Origin of the sequence: Lentibacillus juripiscarius (assembly GCF_042685205.1) — a bacterium.
Taxonomy (GTDB): domain Bacteria; phylum Bacillota; class Bacilli; order Bacillales; family Amphibacillaceae; genus Lentibacillus; species Lentibacillus juripiscarius.
In genome coordinates, this window is sequence record NZ_JBHUNA010000030.1 from 40,717 (window position 1) to 61,631 (window position 20,915).

The window sequence follows — 20,915 nt, forward strand, 5'->3', positions numbered from 1 at the left end:
ATTAGTATGCGTTTAAATGGGCTTTGAAAAATATCTTTTACTTCATCAAATCTTTCATCGATGTGTCTAGCAACCTCTTCGATATATGGACCAGCGGTTAATTGTGCTGTCTTTCAGTTGTTCTTGTCCACAACCCGTTAATTTCCGTTTCAGGCGGACGCTTCCCGCGGGCATGGCGTCAGCCTCCTCACTTCGCTACGCTTCGTTGCGGGGTCTTCAGCTCATGCTATTCCCGCTGGAGTCGCCGCCTTCCACTCCAATCAACTGAGAGTCTGCTTATAAAACTTATTATAGAATTGCGCCCGATAACGGATAACTTGGCTTGACTTAATTATCCTTTGAATCAATTGCTTTTGTTTTAGTTTTTAAAATGACGATTATGGTCAAAGATAGCAAATTCAAAGCAAAAAGTATCCAATTATATATACTCGTAGATCCTTCTAAAAGGTAAGTTCCATACCTTAAAGTGTTAATTCCAAGAACAATCAATAATAAAGCAAAGGCTTTACCATTCACACTTTTCACCACCTATATTCGCAAGGCAGAGGCTTCTTCTTATGCGCGCCCGTTTCCGGAAGTATTATTCTTCCACACATAAACTTTTCTGAGAGGGAAATCCTAAATTTAAAACATGTGAAAGGAACGAACGACGAAATGAAAAAAACCATTATTGCCATTTGTTTAACACTTGGAATTTCAATGACCATACAACCCTTTGATTCTTTGGCAAAAGATATAAATACTGATGAACCGTCACAGGCACTACTGTACCATGATATGGTTATTTCTATGCTCCTTCCTCGTATACAAAAAAGGATAAATAAAACATACGCATCTATACTTAATGAAAGTCCAGTTGTTTACCCTTACATGGTTTATGTTAAGAATACGGAAAGAAATCATTTCCGAGGTTTTAGGTTCTCAATAACACTTAAGGTTATTCCTGTAGTTGGTCCGCATATTTCAGTTGGAGCGGACAAAATGACTTTTAAAATTAACGGTTCAAAAGTGGAACTCACAAAATCTAACCACATAAAAACCGAAGAACTCCCATCAAATTGGCAACACATTGTTAAATAAAGTCATTCTTCAACAATATGGCTCCGTTTGCAGAATTAAAACAATTACTGCATTATTAAAATAATTTTTTACACATGTTTAGTACTTGTTCAAGATCATGGTTATGTAATTCACCAATATGACGTTTTAATTCGGAACCGTGAACAGAAGTGATCTTTGAAGTACGTGCTACGGATGGTTTTAACAACCCAGCTTCTTTCCAATATTCCAAAACAACATCAAATTGATTTCTTGGTTTGTGACTGGTAACCGGTGCAATAATGACATCCACATCTAACGCCAGTTCATTTCCAACAATAATAACAGGGCGCTGTTTAGTTTGACGGGTCCCTTTAAAAAGGACATCTGCCAACCAAACATCACCCTGTTTCATTTTACCGCTCATTATATATATCATCCTCCTCATTATCCCACCAGGAGTAACTTTCACCTAGCAAAATAACGTCCCTAGCCATATACCTTTCCTTAATCTTTTTGAGTACTTTTTGTCTGTCATGCTCACTCAACATGTCAATTTCCTGAATGATTTTCTCTGGCATAGACATATCATTCACCTCCATTAAGGTATGATCTTATTATATCTTATATTTGCATCAACATAAATGTTCAAATAAGGGATTTTTAATTTTCTCCAAAGTAATGTAAATGTATATCAAAAATACTTGCTATAAAGATCATGCCTCAATTTTCCACTAAGATGAGCGTAAATTCTTGTTGTTTCACTCTTTTCATGACCAAGAAGGCTTTGGATTACTTCAAGAGGGGCTCCATTGTCTACCATGTGTGTAGCGTAACTGTGACGTAATTGATGGGGGTGAATCGTTTTTTTGATTCCTGCACGATTGGATATACGTTTAACAATGTATCTCAATGTGTCTACACTCATGCGTCGTATAGGTTTACGTTCTGTGACAAATAAACAGTGTTCATCATCGACACGTTCGTCTAAATACCTTTTTAGCCAAATCGCACAGCGTATATTAAAATAAACTTCCCTTTCTTTGTCACCTTTTCCATGTACAATCACCGAGTTTTCAGTGAAATTAATATCATCTCGATTTAACTTCGCAACTTCTCCAATCCTGCAGCCAGTTGAATAAAAAAATTCAAACAAAGCATTCTCCATCGGTGTATGACATCCCTCCCGGAGATGTTCAATTTCATGTTCGGAAAGGAACTTTGGAATTCGCTTACCTAACTTAGGCTCTTTTAATTTGGCAGCCGGATTTTTTAAGATAAAACCTTCCTCATGTGTCCATTTAAACAACGACTTAACAAATCTTACTCGATGCCCCAAACTGGATGGTTTTAAATGTCCTCCAGCTTCGCCCAGGTATTGTTTTAAATTTTCTGTTGTAATATCACACATTCTGATATTTCCGAAATAACGCTTTAAAAGGTCACACTGAAAGGCATACATCTTCAAAGTAAGAGGAGAATAACCCTCAATTTTTTTATCAGACTGGTACTTTCCCCATGCTTCCGACAGCAACATGTATTTCACGCTCCCATACTATGAATCAATTAATTTGATTCTAGTATAGTCTTTTTACACAACATTTATTCAACAATCGAAATGTATAACAAAATAAATCATAGAGTAATTACGAAAAACCGGGTAGGGCGCTTATTTTTATTCGGGATAAGCGCCCGATTGCTGATCTTTTTATTTATTGACAAATAACTCATCTACTGTTGTGTCCAGTACATTGGCAATGTTAAATGCTAATTGTAAAGTAGGGTCATATTTATCGTTTTCAATCGCATTTATTGTTTGTCTGGATACCTTACAGCGTTTGGCCAGTTCTTCTTGAGATATTTTAGCTGTTCCTCTTAATTTTTTAATATGGTTTTTCATTCTAACCACCGAATTTCTTTTTAAAAAACAGTAATGAGATTAAATATACGATTGAAGTTGTTACAAGAAAGGTAAACGGATTTATCCCTTCATAAGAACATCACCCCAGAAAACTATATAAGTTTTTCTAGCCATTTCAACTAAAGCGTATCCGATAACAATTGCAAACGTGTAGGACTGGGCTTTCATTTTAATAAGATTTTTTCTCTCATCACCCAATCGTGGTAAGGATACAAGAGTAGCGATAATCAAGATTGCACTAATCCCTAAGATGCCGAAAAACAAAGCTAAAAATATCCAATCCATATTTTTTCTCCTCATCAAAAATGTCAAAAGTATTTTACAATCATCATTGTATCACTTGCGACAAAAATGTCAAATTCTTCTTACATTTTGAAAAGGAGGCTTCCACTTATTTCAAACAACAATTTGTCCCTTGAAAAGTAAAAATGGGCGCAAAGCTCTATTCAGTTCTTGCGCCCGTTTCCTGAACAGCCATTTTGATATTAGCTGGTATTGCTTAAGAGTACTGTTCGTTTTGCTTTCTTTTGTTTTTTATAACAAGCATTGCAACTAACCAACCAATTTGAATGAGCAAAGGGATTAAAAAAGGTAATGCTAAAACCAAAATATTTAACATAATGATCTCCGGAGTTTGAATGGCACCAGCCGCATCTATGTCTCTTTTTGCTAAAAAAATCGATCCTGCTGCAAATAAGGCCAACCAAAATGTATTTACAATCCACCAAGCAATCCAAGCGAATTTCACCAAACACACCCCTTTAAAACTAATAAGATAAAAGCCATCTGGAGCAAAATTGGCACAAGTCTTATGCAATTCTCGCGCCCGATTGTATGCTAAATATAAGCATCAATTTCTTACCAACTGCAATGCACCAATAACTAAAAGGACTACTAATCCTATAGAAATACCCGGCCACGAAAAACGATCGGGTAAAAAGTTCAGTATCCATAAGTAGCCGAGAATAACCAGTATACCTATATATTCTCTTCGTTCTTCACGCTGCCAGTAATTTCGATGCACTAAAACGTTAATCGCACCTATAGGGAAAAGCAATAGAATCATTACATACACCCAAATTTTTCTTAAATACCAGGGGCGTTTTTGCTTTGCAGCATTATCACCTGTCAAGCCTACATCACCTTTCAATTTTACCGTTAAATGGCTCGATCCTGAAGGATGTTTTTATTCAAGGAAAGCGCCCGATTCTGGAACTGGATTAATAAATCATTATGCTAAATCACTACATTTAAAAATAAAAATATTAACGTAATAATTGTACCAAAGCTAAAACCAAGTATATGTACGATAAATGCGCCCATCCCATAAAAGTTGCCTAATAATAAATAAGCAAATGTGTAATTCACGGGCCAATTACCAAATTGTAAATTAAGAAATTCTTTATTATATAGATGTAAGATAATTATACAAGCAATGAGTGCATAAATTCCTGGCGACGCTCCAGTGCCTTCTGTGTAATTTGAGAATATAGCGTAAACGATATAAGCGGCTATATTTCCGATTAAATAAATGGCAAGGAAGTTCCAACTCCCAATCTTATTCTCGAGAATAACACCAACAAAATATATACCATAGGCATTACCTAATAGGTGCAATATGTTTTGATGGAAAAATGATCCTGTAAGCAGTCGATACCATTCTTTACCCTGCATATTATTAAAACTTTTCCCGCCAGCCCATTGCAAAAGAGTATCTTTAAACACCAGTTTATCCAATATAAAAACTGAAACGTAGAGAACAATGAGTATTGTATAAACATCAGGAATAAATTGTATCCGCCCCTTTTTTAGACTTAACTGCTTTCGTAGTTCAATGCTCTTTCTACAACAAAATGGCTCTTTTCTTCAACATTGGACACTAATTCTTATTAGAGAATCGCGCCCGTTGCGGAACATTTGAATTCAAGGTAATTTTAATTAAGCTTACTACATAATCTCTATTCAACCTCTCTGACTAGAGACAAAGTAAAGAGAACATGTATTAATAAATTGACATGTGCTTTATTAAATGTATTACTACTACTCAAACCATGACTTATATTATTACGTAAATTTAAACCCCTTTGATCACTAAATAAAATTCTAAAATATAATTTATGATTTTCACTAAAAACCTGTTCAATAATAGGATCACTAAGAAGTGCTCCAAAAAGCTTCACCCTATACCCCCCGTGGTTATTTGAAGGTTTTAAAGTTGCACCTCCTGATAGATAGATCATTCTTCTAAAAGCATTTTCAATTTGTGGGATTAATATATGAATAGCTGCAATAAAATTTTCTTTAAAGTACATTTCTAAGCCATTTTGTAATATCTGCTTTTTTTCTTCATCAAACAAAGGAGATTGCATCAAAATCTCTAATAAAGTATCAGCATCTAAATTATGATGAACTTTCATTTTATCGAGTATTTGATTTAAGAAGAATGATTGAATACTTAGATTTTGTGAAATTTGGTGAATTACATTACCTTCTAAATCTTCTTCTAAATTCCCTATTTCAGCAACTGTTCTTCCATCTTCACCCAAGAGTGCTTTTGGCATCATAAATTGTAGAGGAGCATTTTTAGATAACTCTAATACTTGTTGTGTGACTTGATCTCTCTTTGGAACAAACCTAAATGAAATCATAGCTATATCTCTAGAAATGTCCTCACTTAAGAAAGAATTAACAAAATCATTTATCTCTTGATCCGATAATTCCATTGAATGAGAAATTTCGGATAAATTTTCTTTGACTTTTGGTCCAATTTCACTTAACTTTTTACTGATTGTTTCTGCTTCTTTTACCATTTGAAATTGAACGAAAAGTTCGTGAACATGCTCAAGCCACTTAATTCAGATAAATAAGCATCATTATTTTGATCACCATTAAATTCTTTTTTTATTTTTTGTGCTATTTCGAACTCGGCTAAACCTTCTCTCTTATTATCAATATTTTGTAAAATATCATCTAAATTATTATTCACAAATTACCCCTCCCTATTATAAGTAATTTTTTCCATATCATTACCTCTATATGAAAATTCTATGTCATTCATCATCTAGCCAAAAGGGGCATGACTTTGAAATATCTCGAATTCAAGTCTTCAACATAATGGCCCTATTATGGAACATACTTACCTGATTATCGCACCCTTTAATGGAATGGGACAGAGAAATCACACTGCTAAAATAAATTCCTGCACATATGAATTACTCGTTCAGGATCATGCTTATGTAATACACCTATATGACGTTTTAATTCAGATCCACGCACCGAAATAATTTTTGAAGTGCGTGCCACAGATGGTTTTAACAACTCGGCTTCGTTCCAGTACTCCAAAACAACGCCAAACTGATTTCTGGGCTGTTGGATGGTAACTGGAGCAACAACGACACATCCTCTTCATTATCCCACCAGGAATAATTCCGCTTAGTAAAATGACATCCCTAGACATATATTTTTCTTTCATTTTATCGAGTACCTTTTGTCTTTCTGCCTCACTCAACATGTCAATTTCCTTGATAATTTTATCTGGAATAGACTATCATGCACCTCCATAACTATACTCTTATTATAACTTATACTCGCCCCTACATAAATGTTCAAATATTTTCACTACGTTGCAGTTTATATTAGTCCTCACTAATAAAACAATAAAGTTTACGAAAAGAGCCATAAAAAAAGACTGACACACATTCTGATGAAAGCAGTCAATCTTTTTCATGATATATAAACCAGCTGGATTGTCAGCGGGTAACTTCCATGTGTTCTTGGCGGATATGGCTTCCGGCATGTTTGGCTAAGTCTGTCACACGCTTGGAATAGCCCCATTCATTATCATACCAGGCCAGTATTTTAATCTTATGATCGTCCATAACCATTGTTGACAAGCCATCAATAATAGCAGAATGTTCGGTCGTTGTGTAATCAATGGAAACAAGCGGTTCATCACTGTATTTGATAATTCCGTTCAGCCCATTTTCTGACGCGTTCCTGAACATGTCATTAACCATCTCTGCTGAAACGGCCTCTTCCACATCAATAACTAAATCTACAAGCGAAACGTTTGGTGTCGGAACCCTTAATGCCATACCATGTAGCTTCCCATTCAAATGCGGCAATACTTCCCCGAGTGCTTTCGCTGCTCCTGTAGACGTCGGAATGATGGATTGCGTACATCCGCGGGCCCGGCGCAAGTCTTTGTGTGGGTTGTCAAGGTTCTTCTGATCATTTGTGAACGAGTGCACCGTCGTCATTAGACCGTTTACAATGGTGAGATTATCGTCCAGTACCTTAACTACCGGAGCTAGACAGTTGGTCGTGCACGATGCATTGGAAATAACATGGTCTTCTTCAGGCGAATAAGAATGTTCATTGACACCCATAACAATCGTTTTATCGATTTGTTTTCCCGGTGCCGTAATAACTACTTTTCGTGCACCAGCCTGAATATGCCGTCCAGCCTCTTCTTTTGTCTTGAATTTTCCTGTTGCTTCTATCACAATATCAATAGCATAGTCTTTCCATGGAAGTTTTTCTGGTTCGCGTGAACTTACTATGGCAATTTCTTTTCCATCTATCTCAAGACTGTTGTGTAGCGCTTTCACTTCTCCGTTAAAAATACCATGAACACTATCATATTTGATTAAATGGGCCAATGTCTCAGGAGGGTAGTTTGCGTTTATTGCCACAACCTCTAATTCATGATCCGTTACCGCCTGGCGGAAAACCATTCGTCCGATACGGCCAAATCCATTAATTGCAATCCGGGTTTTATTCATATGCGGTCCCCCAATATGTTATACTCTTTTAATCTTATTCTACAATTATTATAACATATTAAAAATAAAATTGTGACTTATTGCAGCAAAAAAAGCCCGAAAAAATATTTTCGGACTTTTCGCAAGGTTATCGGATCCCCCAGTCATGTAAGAAGGATTCCAGCTGCCGGAACGATTCCTGTTTACTCCCATTGTTGTCAATGACAGCATCAGCAAGAGCAGCCTTTTCTTTCACAGGAATTTGTGCATTCATCCGCTGACGGGCCTCTTTTTCTGTGTATCCATCCCGCTCCATCAGGCGTTCCAGCTGTACTTCCTCATCCACGTAAACAACAATTGTTTTATCGACCAGGTGTGTCAGTTTGCTTTCAAATAAGAGTGGAATGTCCAGCACCACACTTTTCGTTCCAGATGTAACGTAAGCATCTCTTCTGGCAATCATTTTTTTTCTGACAGCCGGGTGGACAATACTATTTAATGTGCCGCGTTTTTCTTCGTTGTCAAAAACGATAGCTCCTAACTTTTTCCTGTCGATGGAGCAATCTTCCCGTAGTATACCTTCACCGAATACATCAACAATTTGCTCATATGCTTTTTCCCCGGGCATTACGACTTCCCTGGAAATCTTGTCCGCGTCAATGACAGGGATATTGAAATCATCAAACATTAGGGAAACAGTACTTTTTCCGCTGGCAATGCTTCCGGTAAGTCCAAGTACCAGTGTCATTTTACAACCTCATTTCATTTCCTGGCACGCAACACAGACGTGTGTCCCGCGCCCGCCGATTTTCATTTTGACAATTGGTTTGCCGCACATTTTGCAAGGTTCACTCTCCCGGCCATAAACAAACAGCTCCTGCTGGAACATCCCCATATCCCCCTGCGAATTAACATACGACCGGATGGTGGTCCCACCCATCTCAACCGCCTCCCGCAGTGTTGCAATGGCCGCCTCCCAAATAGCTTTTACTTCTCTCTTTTTTAGCCTCGAAGCCTTGCGTAAAGGATGAACATTCGCTTTGAATAATGTTTCATCGACATAAATATTGCCAAGACCCGCAACCACTGTTTGATCCAAAAGCACAGTTTTGATCGATCGTTCTGTTTTCTTCAGCCGCTGATAGAGGTATTCTGCTGTAAAGGCTGCATCAAATGGATCCGGACCCAATTGATTTAGCGGCTTATGGACTAGTTCCTCACCCTTATCAAATACATGCATCGTACCGAACTTGCGCACATCATTGTAGCGAAGTTCCTCCCCATCGCTAAAAGCCAGAATAACATGGGTATGCTTTTTGACAGGTTCGTTGGATGGATGGACACTGTATTTCCCCTCCATCCGCAAATGGGAGACGAGCACAGCATCATCAAGCTGAAACAGCAGAAATTTTCCCTTCCTGCCTATGTCTCTGATCGTCTGTCCTGCCAGCCGGTGCTTGAATTGTTCAGCATCATCCGGCCGTTTAACAATATTCGGCCAATAGACAGATACATCTGTAATAGTCTTGTTGATCACCAATCGTTTCAGTGTTTCTTTGATCGTTTCTACTTCTGGCAGCTCTGGCATGTCATCTTCCCCTTATTTCGCATCAAACCAGCTGTCGCCATATTCATACTCGACCTTTAATGGAACATTCAGGTCAACAGTATTTTCCATGACGGCCGGCACGATTTCTTTCAGTTGCTCTATTTCTTCCTTAGGTGCTTCAAGAATCAGTTCGTCATGTACCTGCAGAAGAATTTGTGCCTGCATATTTTCATCTTTTAGTTTTTCGCTCAGATCTATCATTGCTTTTTTGATAATATCGGCGGCACTTCCCTGGATTGGTGTATTCATAGCTGTTCGTTCGGCAAACGAGCGCCGGTTGAAATTTCGGCTTGTGATTTCCGGCAAATAGCGTCTTCGCTTCATTAGTGTCGTTACATACCCTTGATGTTTGGCCTCCTGAACAATGTCATCCATGTAAGCCTTGATATCCGGGTAGCTTTCAAAATAACGGTCAATGAACTGTTTTGCTTCCTTGCGCGTAATGCCAAGGCTCTGGGATAATCCAAAGTCACTAATACCATACACAATTCCGAAGTTTACCGCTTTTGCCTGTCGACGCATGCCATCCGTCACATCTTCCTTGTCAACATGGAATACATCCATCGCCGTCCGGGTATGAACATCCAATTCATTGGTAAACGCCTCTGTCAGCTTTTCATCGTTCGCAATGTGTGCCAAAACACGCAGTTCAATCTGTGAATAATCAGCTGCAAACATCATCCAGCCTGGCTTAGACGGGACAAAAGCCTGACGAATCTTGCGTCCTTCCTCCAGCCGGATTGGGATGTTCTGCAAATTAGGCTCAATAGAGCTCAATCGACCTGTCTGGGTCAAGGCTTGGTTAAATCGCGTATGAATTTTATGGGTATCCTTATCCACCACTTTTAACAGACCGGCTAGATACGTTGACTGGAGTTTACTGAGCTGCCTGTACAAGAGCAGTTTCGGAATAATTTCGTGTTCATTCTGCAGCTGTTCCAACACATCGGCAGCGGTGGAATAGCCAGTTTTCGTTTTCTTAATCACCGGGAGCTCCAGTTTCTCAAACAAAATCGGACCAAGCTGTTTCGGTGAGTTGAGATTGAACGTTTCACCTGCCAACTCATGGATTTCACTTTCCAGATCGTGTAGACGCTGTTTCAAATCCTTATCCATTTCCTTGAGGCGTTCCGTATCCACGAGCACACCGGTATGTTCCATTTCCCCAAGAATGAGGGCAAGCGGCAATTCCAGCTCTTTCAGCAGCTCATATTGTTCATTCGCCTTCAGCTTCTCTTCCATTTCCTCTTTCAATCGGAAAAGGAGGCTGGTTTTCCTGGCTATATGTTCACTCAATGCAGCTTGGTCGGGCACGGCCATTTTGGCGCCCTTTCCGTACACCTCTTCATCGTATAATATATCGGTCTGCCCTAAACGATGGGCAATTGCCGGGATATCATGATTGTTTTCGGCTGGATTGAGCAAGTAGGATGTCAAAAGCATATCAAACGTTATGCCTTTGATGTGAATACCCCGGTTCAGTAAGGCTACCAGCGTTTGCTTCGCGTCAAAAACAATTTTCGATTTGCTGCTATCCTCGGCCCATGACTGGAAAACTTTTGAATTGACAGCTGTTTCTGCCGGGATAAAATAAGTTTTCGACTTATTAACAAGCCCAATACCCTCTATTTTTCCATAATGGTAATTCTCATCAAGCATTTCCACTACTAGTGCCGTTTCATCAGTGAGCATGTCCTTCGTCACTTCATCAGCTGTCATGTACGCAATATCACTCAGTTCAGCCTGTTCCTGTTCACTATCATCCGCTGACTCATTGTCAATCCGGCTTAATAGCGACTGGAATCCCAGGTCTTTAAAAATGGCGCTGACGTCAGCTAACGGGTAGCCGGCATAAACGATATCATCGATTGTTATCTCAATCGGTGAATTTCGGTCGATCGTGACAAGTTGTTTGCTCATAAATGCTTCGTCTTTATGATCCTGCAGCTTTTCTTTTAATTTTTTGCCACTAACCTCATCCAGCTGGTCGTACACATTCTCCACTTTTTCAAACTGTTTCAGAAGTTTTGTCGCTGTTTTCTCACCAACACCTGGAACACCTGGAATATTATCCGAATTATCTCCCATGAGTGCTTTCAGATCGATAATCTGCTCTGGAGTGATTTCCATTTTTTCTTTCATAAAAGATGGGGTATACGGTTCAATATCACTGATTCCCTTTTTCGTCAGATTGACGGTCACATGCTCTGAAACTAGCTGGAGCAAGTCCTTGTCACCGGAAATGACCGTCACTTCCCATTCTTTCTCCTGTGCTTTTCTTGAAAGGGTACCAATGATATCGTCCGCTTCATATAAGTTGAGCTGATAATGCGAAATCTGAAACGCATCCAACACTTCCTTCAGCAGCGGAATTTGTTCCGATAATTCCGGTGGCGTTTTCTGTCGTCCGCCTTTATATTCCTTATATGTTTCATGTCGGAACGTTGTTTTCCCGGCGTCAAAAGCGACAAGTAAATGGGTCGGCTGTTCATCCTCCAGAATTTTAAGAAGCATATTTGTAAAGCCATATACAGCATTTGTATAAACGCCTTTATCATTATTTAACAGTGGCAGTGCAAAAAATGCCCGATAAATAACACTATTTCCGTCGATCAGTACAAGTTTGTTTGACATGGACACTTTCCTCCGATCAGCATCTGAATACTATCTATAGTTTATCATCATCTGCTCACGAATGAAAAAATTATCTCCGGTCTTTTAGTCTGCTTACCTCATCTTCCAGACTGCGAATGCGTTTCTGCATATTGTAAATGACCGGCAAGTAGGCGATAGCAATAATAATGATGATGCCAGCATCGCTCATATCCAATTCTGCACGCCCCCTTTTAACCATTATTTAACTTCTTTCCGACGTTATTTTGAATGAAATTAAAATAGTATAGATACCCCTGAGCAGCCCGAATACACGTAGACTCCTGCGGGAAGTGCGAGATAGGCAAGACCCCACAGGGCTCTGCCCGAGGAGGCTTGCCACTCGCCCGCGGCAAAGGAGACACTGTGAAAGCGACCAGAGGGAGCTTAAGCAGATGTCGCAGTTGTACCCGGAGTGGTGAAAGCGAAGTGTATTCGGGCAGCGGGTTCAACAACACAATTTATACGGAACAGTATAACAAAAACACCCCCATTACAGGGATGTTTCATCGTGTTTGGGAAGAAGCACATGAAAAACGGAACCTTTACCCGGTTCACTCTCAACAGATATGTTTCCATTATGCACTTCCACTATGTGTTTAACAATAGCCAGTCCGAGCCCTGTTCCACCTGTATTCCGGCTACGGGCCTTATCCACACGGTAAAAACGCTCAAATATTCGTGGAACATACTCCGGATGGATGCCGATACCATTATCCGACACGGTAATGTGCACATGATCCTCCTCATCGGTTACGGACAGCTTCACCTCACCATTCTCCGGAGTATAACTGATTGCATTTGTCAGTAAATTGATGATCACCTGTTTTATCCGTTCTCCATCAGCCTGCAATGCTATATCTTCCTTCACGTCCGTTGACAGGCTAATTCCTTTTTGTCCGGCACGCTGATGAAGAACTGGAAGAATTTCTCCCGTCAGCTGATCCATATGCACCGTTGTCCTGGTCAGCCTGAAATCGTCTTTTTCCAGTTTGGATAATGTCAGGAGATCCTCAATCAGCCCCTGCAGTCGGTAGCTTTCATCATAGATGATGGTCAGGAATCTATGCAATGTCTCTTTATCATTCAACGCCCCGTTCAGAAGTGTCTCAGCAAATCCGGTAATCGAAGTGATCGGCGTTTTCAGTTCGTGGGACACATTGGCGACGAAATCTTTCCGCATTAGTTCCAGTTTCTTCAGATGGGTAATGTCATAAAGGAGCAGGACAGCACCTTTCAGCATGTTTCGTTCATTAAATATCGGTGCACCGATTATTTCAATATACTTTTTATCCAGATCAATTGTCTGTGTAAACGAGTGTTTAATATTTTGTTCATACAAAAATGTCTGCTGAACGGTTTCGTGAATCGTTTCATTTTCCATCACGTCATAATATAAAAAACTTCGATAATCCTTCGGTGTACCGCCAAACATAGATAAAAACTTCCGATTGACCAGATGGATGTATCCTTTTTCATCAATCAGAACAAGTCCGCTTTGTGTATTGTCAATAACGGTAGACAGCTGCTCTTCCTGCATCTGTTCCTGCATTTGAAACTCACTGAGATTCCGGGCCAGCATATTCAGTTTGCTGCTCAGTTCACCAATACTCCCTCCTGAAGTATGATGTATCCGGGTCCGGTAATTTCCTTTCACAAGTTCATCCACCGACTTTGAAGCTTTCTTAATTGGTCTCATATATTTCTCATAAACATGAAGCATAAGAACAAGCAGCAGAAGATATTCCACTATTAAAATCGAGCCAAGAATAATATGCTCTTCCGTCAGCTGGCTGATAACAATTCCTGTTACTGCAACCAGGATAAAAACACCGGCATGATAGGATGCCAGCGGTTTGGTAAATAATGGCCGTAATCGCATTATGTCGGTTCCTCCAATTTGTAGCCCAGTCCTCTAATCGTTTTAATATAAATCGGTTTTCTCGTATCCGGCTCAATCCTTTCCCGCAGATGGCTGACGTGAACATCAACAATTCGAGTGTCTCCAGCGAAGTCATAATTCCATACCGCACTCAAAAGCTGGTCACGAGAAAGTACCTTTCCTTTATGGGAAGCAAGGTAATATAACAGCTCAAATTCTTTTCGGGTGAATGTCAGAAGTTTTCCGTCCATTTCTGCCTCATACCGGTCAGGATAAATAGTAAGACGGCCTATTTTAATAAAGATATCAGTGGCGGATCCAGCTTTTTCGGTCCGCCTTAATATTGCTTTCACCCGCGCAATCACTTCTTTCACACTGAAAGGTTTGGTCAAATAGTCATCTGCGCCGAGATCAAGTCCCAGAATCTTATCAGACTCTTCATCTTTCGCTGTCAGCATCAGAATTGGAGTGTCAACCTGTTTGCTCCGCAGATGCCTACATACATCCGTCCCGTCCATTTCAGGAAGCATCAGATCAAGTATCATCAGATCATAACTCCCTTTCTCCCCTTTTTCGACTGCCTCTCTGCCATCATATGCGACATCTGTTTCAAACCCCGCCTGTTCCAGATTGAATGTCAACAAAGTTGCAATAGACGTTTCATCATCAACAATCAGAATCCGTTTCTTCATTTGGCACTCCCCATTCCCATACGTGCAATGTTATCTTTATCTTACAATGAACAGGCATCAATGTGAACAGATTGCCATGTAAAAATAAATTTACAAAACAGCATAGGCGGTTGCACCAATTGGGAAACAGAATACCGGTCGGCTAACCTCTAAAAGAAGTTTTCCAGCGACCATCCCGTCAATGACTCAGGTTCATAGGCCGGGCAGACATTCAGCTTGCCGCGCAGCACTTCCTCCCCTTCACGGTCAAATCCAATAACGGATAAAGTTACTTCATAACTTTCCCGGTCAATCGCAATAATCTCAAGTGTAAATGTTACTTCAGCATAGTGAAACACCGGTTTTGGAAATGTCATCTCGTGCTGAGTAATGTGGCTGCCAGGCCCAGGCAGATGCATCGATACGATGGATGAGACCATTCCGAAAAGCATGACTGATGGAACGACCGGCCGCCTATAAGGTGTCTGAGAAGCGTAATCATGCTGAATATAGAGCGGATTAGCATCGTTCGTCAGACCCAAATATAGTAATAGTTCTTTATCCTCCATCATATGGGATGCGGTATATGAATCGCCAATTTGTAAATCGTCAATCTTTTTACCCAGTTTTCTCTTTTTGCCAATCACTTGATCACCCCCCGTTTTGTAAGCGCTTTCCATTATAACAAAAAATTATGATTGTTTCCATTTAACTCAGAAAGCTTTTTCGTATAGATTATTCTTATCCGAGCCTGCGGACATTTCGGCTGCTCCATACACCTAAACAATGGTCTAATTGTCAAAGTCAAAGGCTCATCAATAAAAAAAGCCTCCCACTACCTCTTATGGGCAGTGAGAAGCTTTATGGCTATTCTAGTACTTGAAGCACATTCTTAACAGAGTCGGCTGATTTATCCAGTGCAGCTTTTTCGTCATCAGTCAAATCCAATTCAATGATTTCTTCCAGACCATTTCCACCAATGACAGTTGGCACGCCTAGATAAATGTTATTGTAGCCATACTCGCCTTCCAAGTATGCGATAGATGGAAGGACACGGCGCTGATCTTTCAGGATTGCTTCCGCCATAACTGTCAGCGAAGCGGCTGGTGCGTAATAGGCACTGCCGTTACCCAGCAGTCCAACGATTTCACCGCCGCCTTTACGGGTACGCTCAACAATCTCATCAAGACGGTCTTTGGAAATCAGTTTTTCGAGTGGAATTCCGCCAGCATATGAATAGCGGATCAATGGAACCATATCGTCACCATGTCCACCAAGAACGAACCCGGTAATATCTTTAACAGACAGGTTCAGTTCTTCAGCGACGAATGTACGGAACCGCGCTGTATCCAGTACACCGGATTGGCCGATGACACGTTCTTTCGGAAGTCCGGACTCTTTGAACACGGTATACGTCATTGCATCAACCGGATTGGTCAATACGACAATGGTTGTGTCCGGTGAATAGTTGACAATATCCCTTGTGACAGTCTTCATGATTTTAGCATTCGTATTAACCAGATCATCACGGCTCATGCCTGGTTTTCGTGCAATACCAGCTGTAATGATAACGAGGTCGGAATCTTTCGTGTCTTCATAGTTCGCTGTTCCGGTAATATTGGCGTCAAATCCCTGAACAGGGCTAGCTTCTTTCATGTCCAGCGCTTTCCCTTTCGTCGGGTCTTCCATATCCGGAATATCCACTAATACGACGTCACCCAGTTCTTTCTGTGCCATCATCAAAGCAGTTGTGGCACCAGTGAAACCGGAACCGATGACAGATATTTTTTTGCGATTGATCGCCATGTCCGATCCCCTTCCATTGATTAGAAAGTTATAATCTGAAGCAGCACCTGGCTATGATAGTAGCCACGCCCAGCTAATCGCATACTCGAGAGTTTTTAGTCCATATTTTTGATCAGTTCATCACCGAATTCACTTGTTTTCACTTCAGTGGCACCGTCCATCATACGTGCAAAGTCATAGGTAACTACTTTGGAAGCAATTGTTTTATCCATTGCTTTTGTAATCAGGTTGGCTGCTTCTCTCCATTCCAGATGCTCAAGCATTAGTACAGCGGAAAGGATAACGGAAGATGGATTAACTTTATCCATACCGGCATATTTTGGTGCTGTGCCATGTGTTGCTTCGAAAATCGCATGACCGGTGTCATAGTTAATATTCGCCCCAGGCGCGATACCTATTCCGCCAACTTGTGCTGCCAGTGCATCGGAAATGTAGTCGCCATTCAGGTTCATCGTTGCGACAACATCAAATTCTTTTGGACGAGTCAGAATCTGCTGCAGGAAGATATCAGCAATAGCGTCTTTTACGAGCAGTTTACCGGCAGCAACAGCTTCATCTTCTGCCTTGTTGGCCGCTTCTTTACCTTCTTTTTCAACGATACGATCGTATTCAGCCCATGTGAATACTTTGTCACCATATTCTTGTTCGGCAACTTCATATCCCCAGGATTTAAAAGATCCTTCTGTAAACTTCATAATGTTGCCCTTATGTACTAATGTGACATTTCGGCGGCCTTCATTCAGTGCATACTCAATTGCAGCCCGAACCAGGCGCTTTGTTCCTTCTTCAGAAACAGGCTTGACACCGATTCCGGATGTTTCAGGGAAACGGATATTGTTGACTCCCATTTCATCCTGCAGGAAGCTGATTACTTTATTCACTTCATCGGAACCTTTTTGCCACTCGATTCCAGCATAAATATCTTCTGTGTTCTCACGGAAAATGGCCATGTCCACATCTTCTGGATGCTTGACAGGAGATGGCACGCCACTAAAATAGCGGACAGGACGCAAGCAAGTGAACAAGTCCAGTTCCTGGCGCAGCGCAACGTTCAATGAACGGATGCCGCCGCCGATTGGAGTTGTGAGCGGTCCTTTGATCGCTATTTTATATTCATCAATTGTTTTAAGTGTGTCATCCGGCAGCCATTCACCAGTTTTATCATATGCTTTTTGCCCCGCATACACTTCTGTCCATTCAATCTGTTTTTCGCCATTATAAGCTTTCTCAACAGCAGCCTCAATTACACGGCGTGCCGCAGCCCAAATATCCGGTCCAGTTCCGTCACCTTCAATGAAAGGAACAATCGGATGGTTTGGTACATTCATTTTACCGTTGTTTACAGTGATTTTTTCACCTTGTGTCATAAAGATTACCTCCTATTCATGTTCATGCATACATTACTATTTTATCATACTGTCGCGAATCATGGTAATAACTAATGGCTTTGTCTGCTGCGGAATAGCAGCTTGAGCCGGCCGGGCTTTCGCTTTAAACTGTAAGCCCGGCACTGCACTCAAAAGCTTTAGCGATTCTCTATTGCCACGTATTGTTGTGTTTCTGGTCCAACATATTCAGCACGTGGACGAATCAGCCGGTTATTGTCATATTGCTCAAGGATATGAGCGAGCCATCCAGATACACGGCTTGTTGCAAAGATTGGAGTGAATAAGTCATGATCAATGCCTAAACTGTGATAAACGGACGCAGAATAGAAGTCAACATTTGCCGGTAGTCCTTTTTCTTCTTTGATGTAGTCTTCAATTTTAACGGACATGTTATACCATTTTGGCTGGCCAGTGATTTTTGTCAATTCTTTCGACATTTGTTTCAAGTATTTAGCGCGTGGGTCGCCCTGTTCATATACACGGTGCCCCATTCCCATAATTTTTTCTTTGTTAGCCATCTTTTCCTTAATGTAAGGGATCGCATTCTCTTCTTCGCCGATTTCTGTAAGCATCTCCATGACACGCTCATTGGCACCACCATGCAGAGGTCCTTTCAATGCACCAATAGCTGCGGTCACGCCTGAATAAATATCAGACAGGGTGGCAACACAGACACGTGCAGTAAATGTGGATGCATTCAGCTCATGATCGGCATGAAGCACCAAGGCCTTGTTGATTGCTTCTTCTTCAATATCTTTCGGCTCTTCCCCGTTTAGCATAAAAAGGAAGTTTGCTGCAAAACCCAGATCCTTCTTCGGCTTGACAGGGTCTTTCCCTTGACGGATGCGGGCAAAAGCAGTGACGATCGTTGCGATTTTAGCCTGCAGGCGGACCGCTTTCCGCTTATTAGCCGCTTCTTCCATCACATCGGCTTCATCATCATATAAGCCAAGAATCGATACTGCGGAACGGAGGGCAGCCATTGGATGTACCGTTGACAAATCATACGAACGCAAATGATCAATAATTGCTTCTGGAAGTTCCATATTAGATGCCAGATCAGTTTTGAATTGATCAAGCTCTGATTTAGTTGGCAATCGTAAATTCCACAATAGAAAAACGACCTCTTCAAAACTTGAGTTCTCCGCCAGATCATCAATCGTATAACCGACATATGTGAGCTGATCATCAATAATGGAACTGATTGAAGACTGTGTTGCGACAATTCCTTCCAACCCTTTTGCTGATGTCATATCAAACCCTCTCCTTTTCTATGAATTGTTCGTTCATCAGGTTAAAATAAATGGTTATTACATTTGACAATATTTTTACAATAACATTGCCATCCCCATGCCCAATTATAAAGTATTAGACGGTTAATGTGAATTGAAACCGATGAAAACCGGCAATCTTTTTCCTTGCAAAGGAAACTTTCTCACGGAAACATTCGCTTTTGTTACGTAAATATGCTGGTTCATGTCTATTTTCCCGTTTTTTATCATATGTAAAATAGTACAAGTCTTATGTTCACCTGGAGGGGCGGCATTGTACAAAGAAAAGCTGTTTCAATTACTGCGAGCTTGCATCGTTCTCATTACCGTTGTTATTGGTTATTTTCTGCTGCAACAGACACTTCCATACATATATCCTTTTTTGATTGCCTTGCTGCTATCCATAATTCTTAATCCTTTCGTTGCACTAATGCAAAAAAAGGTCAGACTGCCGCGCGGACTGGCTGCTTTTTTCGTTATTTTAACCGCCATTGTTATTGCTGTGGGATTTCTCATCCTAGTCGTTTCAGAACTAATCCAGGGGACGGCATATTTGGCTGAGCATGTCCCATCTTATTTCCAGCAGCTGATGCACATTTTCAGAAATCTTTTAGATAAGCACCTGCTGCCATTATATGAAAAGTTCAGTTCTTTTTTTCATTCATTGAGCTCTGATCAGCAAACAAGGATTCATGAACACGCAAACCACCTTATCAATCAATGGGCGAATAACGCTACGGCAGTCCTGCAGAACGTTCTGATGCAAATACCCGGCACACTGGCACAGCTTCCAGGGTATGCTGCCATTTTTCTTTTTATTATTATGGCTGCTTTCTTTATGACAAGCGACTGGCCTTCCCTCATCCAAACATGGAAGAAAATGATGCCGGAAAACGTCTTAACAGCCAGCCGTACGCTGCAGTTCCATTTTAAAACAGCTATTTGCGGTTTTATTAAAGCACAGTTTCTACTGATAACCATAACAGCGGTGACCATATTTATAGGGCTTGCAGCAGCCGGCATTAACCATGCATTAACTATATCTATGTTCGCCGCTATTCTGGATATATTGCCTGTCATAGGAACAGGTGCTATTTTCATTCCATGGATTGCCTATTCATTTCTGACAGGCAGTTATTCCATGACGACAACTCTTGCCATCCTGTACGCAATTGTAATTGTTCAGCGGCAATTGCTTGAACCAAAACTATTATCGGACCAGATAGGTTTAAGCCCGCTTGCCTCACTGACAGCCCTGTTTGCCGGCTTTCAGCTGTGGGGAGCAGGCGGACTGCTGGCGGGACCATTTATTGCTATCGCCGGCAAAAGCCTTTATCAGGCAGGCGCATTCCACTGGATTGGCCAATTTATCAAAGGGGCCTAGACTACCATCTCCGATATATAATTTTCCCGTTATCCATCCAGTGCCGCAACAATTGCTGCAACATTCGTTTGAAAGGCCCCCTTGTATACGGGAGCACAAGTGCAAAACCAACCGCATCCGTTATGAAACCGGGAGAGAATAAAAATACACCCCCGATAAAAATACAAATCCCATCTATTATTGCATCGGCCGGGGGCTGTCCGTGATTCATGGACAGCTGTGCCCTTTGCCAAGCCTCCATCCCTTGTCTTTTCGCAAGGGAAACACCAACAATCCCGGTTAGAATGATTAGTGCAACAACCCACCAGGGACCAATAATGTTCCCTGCCCAGATAAAGACACCTATTTCCATTGCGGGTACAATCAATAAAGCTAGTAATAGCCAACGCACATTATCACCCTTAGTTTTCCCCGGCTCTAATGAAAGCAAGAAGCTACATTGCTTTTCACGAACCGGTTGGTATCTTGGACCACTCATTTCTCTAGCAATTGTAATACGGCCCGACTGCAAAAGATCCGGTAAGTTTAAT

The 20,915-nt window shown here is 41.0% G+C and carries 25 protein-coding genes; 2 read left to right on the forward strand and 23 right to left on the reverse strand.

What is annotated here, in order from left to right:
• Positions 1 to 327: 327 nt before the first annotated feature.
• On the reverse strand, positions 328 to 516 hold the full coding sequence (locus tag ACFSUO_RS12765; protein WP_382394664.1) for a hypothetical protein: 189 nt from the start codon (positions 514 to 516) through the stop codon (positions 328 to 330).
• Between the two features lie 138 nt (positions 517 to 654).
• Between ACFSUO_RS12765 and ACFSUO_RS12770 the strand changes: the two genes are divergently transcribed.
• The gene (locus ACFSUO_RS12770; protein WP_382394666.1) at positions 655 to 1,080 is read left to right on the forward strand and encodes a DUF3888 domain-containing protein; all 426 of its coding nucleotides are present in this window, start codon (positions 655 to 657) and stop codon (positions 1,078 to 1,080) included.
• Positions 1,081 to 1,135: 55 nt separating this feature from the next.
• On the opposite strand, the gene ACFSUO_RS12775 is transcribed toward ACFSUO_RS12770, so the two are convergent.
• From ACFSUO_RS12775 to citZ, 21 genes are all read right to left on the reverse strand, one after another.
• Complete coding sequence (locus tag ACFSUO_RS12775) at positions 1,136 to 1,465, reverse strand: type II toxin-antitoxin system PemK/MazF family toxin (protein WP_229671892.1); 330 nt, start codon at positions 1,463 to 1,465, stop codon at positions 1,136 to 1,138.
• Entirely contained in the window at positions 1,455 to 1,625 is a 171-nt protein-coding gene (locus ACFSUO_RS12780) for a hypothetical protein (protein ID WP_382394669.1), read from the reverse strand. The genes ACFSUO_RS12775 and ACFSUO_RS12780 overlap by 11 nt, the downstream gene beginning before the upstream one ends.
• A 107-nt stretch (positions 1,626 to 1,732) precedes the next feature.
• Positions 1,733 to 2,575, reverse strand: a complete 843-nt coding sequence (locus ACFSUO_RS12785; protein ID WP_382394671.1) for a tyrosine-type recombinase/integrase — start codon at positions 2,573 to 2,575, stop codon at positions 1,733 to 1,735.
• Positions 2,576 to 2,746: 171 nt separating this feature from the next.
• Complete coding sequence (locus tag ACFSUO_RS12790) at positions 2,747 to 2,938, reverse strand: helix-turn-helix transcriptional regulator (protein WP_382394673.1); 192 nt, start codon at positions 2,936 to 2,938, stop codon at positions 2,747 to 2,749.
• A gap of 81 nt (positions 2,939 to 3,019) precedes the next feature.
• Positions 3,020 to 3,244: a hypothetical protein gene (locus tag ACFSUO_RS12795; protein WP_382394675.1), complete on the reverse strand. Its 225-nt coding sequence runs from the start codon at positions 3,242 to 3,244 to the stop codon at positions 3,020 to 3,022.
• A gap of 214 nt (positions 3,245 to 3,458) precedes the next feature.
• Entirely contained in the window at positions 3,459 to 3,707 is a 249-nt protein-coding gene (locus ACFSUO_RS12800) for a DUF3923 family protein (protein WP_382394677.1), read from the reverse strand.
• 102 nt (positions 3,708 to 3,809) lie between these two features.
• Entirely contained in the window at positions 3,810 to 4,091 is a 282-nt protein-coding gene (locus ACFSUO_RS12805) for a hypothetical protein (protein WP_382394679.1), read from the reverse strand.
• A gap of 104 nt (positions 4,092 to 4,195) precedes the next feature.
• Positions 4,196 to 4,696 (reverse strand): rhomboid family intramembrane serine protease, encoded by a 501-nt coding sequence (locus tag ACFSUO_RS12810; RefSeq protein WP_382394681.1) that lies wholly within the window; start codon positions 4,694 to 4,696, stop codon positions 4,196 to 4,198.
• Positions 4,697 to 4,917: 221 nt separating this feature from the next.
• Positions 4,918 to 5,769, reverse strand: coding sequence for a DUF4209 domain-containing protein (locus ACFSUO_RS12815; RefSeq protein WP_382394683.1), 852 nt, complete (start codon positions 5,767 to 5,769; stop codon positions 4,918 to 4,920).
• Positions 5,763 to 5,945: a hypothetical protein gene (locus tag ACFSUO_RS12820; RefSeq protein WP_382394687.1), complete on the reverse strand. Its 183-nt coding sequence runs from the start codon at positions 5,943 to 5,945 to the stop codon at positions 5,763 to 5,765. The genes ACFSUO_RS12815 and ACFSUO_RS12820 overlap by 7 nt, the downstream gene beginning before the upstream one ends.
• A 763-nt stretch (positions 5,946 to 6,708) precedes the next feature.
• A complete protein-coding gene (locus tag ACFSUO_RS12825) occupies positions 6,709 to 7,743 on the reverse strand; it encodes a glyceraldehyde-3-phosphate dehydrogenase (protein WP_382394689.1) in 1,035 nt (344 codons plus the stop codon).
• 127 nt (positions 7,744 to 7,870) lie between these two features.
• A complete protein-coding gene (gene coaE, locus ACFSUO_RS12830; RefSeq protein WP_382394691.1) occupies positions 7,871 to 8,470 on the reverse strand; it encodes a dephospho-CoA kinase in 600 nt (199 codons plus the stop codon).
• A 9-nt stretch (positions 8,471 to 8,479) separates the two neighbouring features.
• Positions 8,480 to 9,310: a DNA-formamidopyrimidine glycosylase gene (gene mutM, locus ACFSUO_RS12835; protein WP_382394693.1), complete on the reverse strand. Its 831-nt coding sequence runs from the start codon at positions 9,308 to 9,310 to the stop codon at positions 8,480 to 8,482.
• A gap of 12 nt (positions 9,311 to 9,322) precedes the next feature.
• Positions 9,323 to 11,965 (reverse strand): DNA polymerase I, encoded by a 2,643-nt coding sequence (polA, locus tag ACFSUO_RS12840; protein ID WP_382394695.1) that lies wholly within the window; start codon positions 11,963 to 11,965, stop codon positions 9,323 to 9,325.
• A gap of 70 nt (positions 11,966 to 12,035) precedes the next feature.
• Positions 12,036 to 12,161, reverse strand: coding sequence for a hypothetical protein (locus ACFSUO_RS12845; protein ID WP_382394697.1), 126 nt, complete (start codon positions 12,159 to 12,161; stop codon positions 12,036 to 12,038).
• A 315-nt stretch (positions 12,162 to 12,476) separates the two neighbouring features.
• Complete coding sequence (pnpS, locus tag ACFSUO_RS12850) at positions 12,477 to 13,865, reverse strand: two-component system histidine kinase PnpS (protein WP_382394699.1); 1,389 nt, start codon at positions 13,863 to 13,865, stop codon at positions 12,477 to 12,479.
• A complete protein-coding gene (locus ACFSUO_RS12855) occupies positions 13,865 to 14,557 on the reverse strand; it encodes a response regulator (RefSeq protein WP_382394701.1) in 693 nt (230 codons plus the stop codon). Before ACFSUO_RS12855 ends, pnpS begins: the two co-directional genes overlap by 1 nt.
• Positions 14,558 to 14,706: 149 nt before the next feature.
• Positions 14,707 to 15,183 carry a MaoC family dehydratase gene (locus tag ACFSUO_RS12860; RefSeq protein WP_382394703.1) on the reverse strand — a complete coding sequence of 159 codons (477 nt, stop codon included), beginning with the start codon at positions 15,181 to 15,183 and terminating at the stop codon, positions 14,707 to 14,709.
• A gap of 220 nt (positions 15,184 to 15,403) precedes the next feature.
• Complete coding sequence (mdh, locus tag ACFSUO_RS12865) at positions 15,404 to 16,342, reverse strand: malate dehydrogenase (protein ID WP_382394705.1); 939 nt, start codon at positions 16,340 to 16,342, stop codon at positions 15,404 to 15,406.
• A 95-nt stretch (positions 16,343 to 16,437) separates the two neighbouring features.
• Positions 16,438 to 17,709, reverse strand: a complete 1,272-nt coding sequence (gene icd / locus ACFSUO_RS12870) for an NADP-dependent isocitrate dehydrogenase (RefSeq protein WP_382394707.1) — start codon at positions 17,707 to 17,709, stop codon at positions 16,438 to 16,440.
• Positions 17,710 to 17,867: 158 nt separating this feature from the next.
• Positions 17,868 to 18,983 (reverse strand): citrate synthase, encoded by a 1,116-nt coding sequence (citZ, locus tag ACFSUO_RS12875; RefSeq protein WP_382394709.1) that lies wholly within the window; start codon positions 18,981 to 18,983, stop codon positions 17,868 to 17,870.
• Between the two features lie 292 nt (positions 18,984 to 19,275).
• On the opposite strand from citZ, the gene ytvI reads away from it, so the two are divergent.
• Entirely contained in the window at positions 19,276 to 20,385 is a 1,110-nt protein-coding gene (gene ytvI / locus ACFSUO_RS12880; RefSeq protein WP_382394711.1) for a sporulation integral membrane protein YtvI, read from the forward strand.
• A gap of 1 nt (position 20,386) precedes the next feature.
• On the opposite strand, the gene ACFSUO_RS12885 is transcribed toward ytvI, so the two are convergent.
• Positions 20,387 to 20,776: an FxsA family protein gene (locus tag ACFSUO_RS12885; RefSeq protein ID WP_382394713.1), complete on the reverse strand. Its 390-nt coding sequence runs from the start codon at positions 20,774 to 20,776 to the stop codon at positions 20,387 to 20,389.
• Between the last annotated feature and the right edge of the window lie 139 nt (positions 20,777 to 20,915).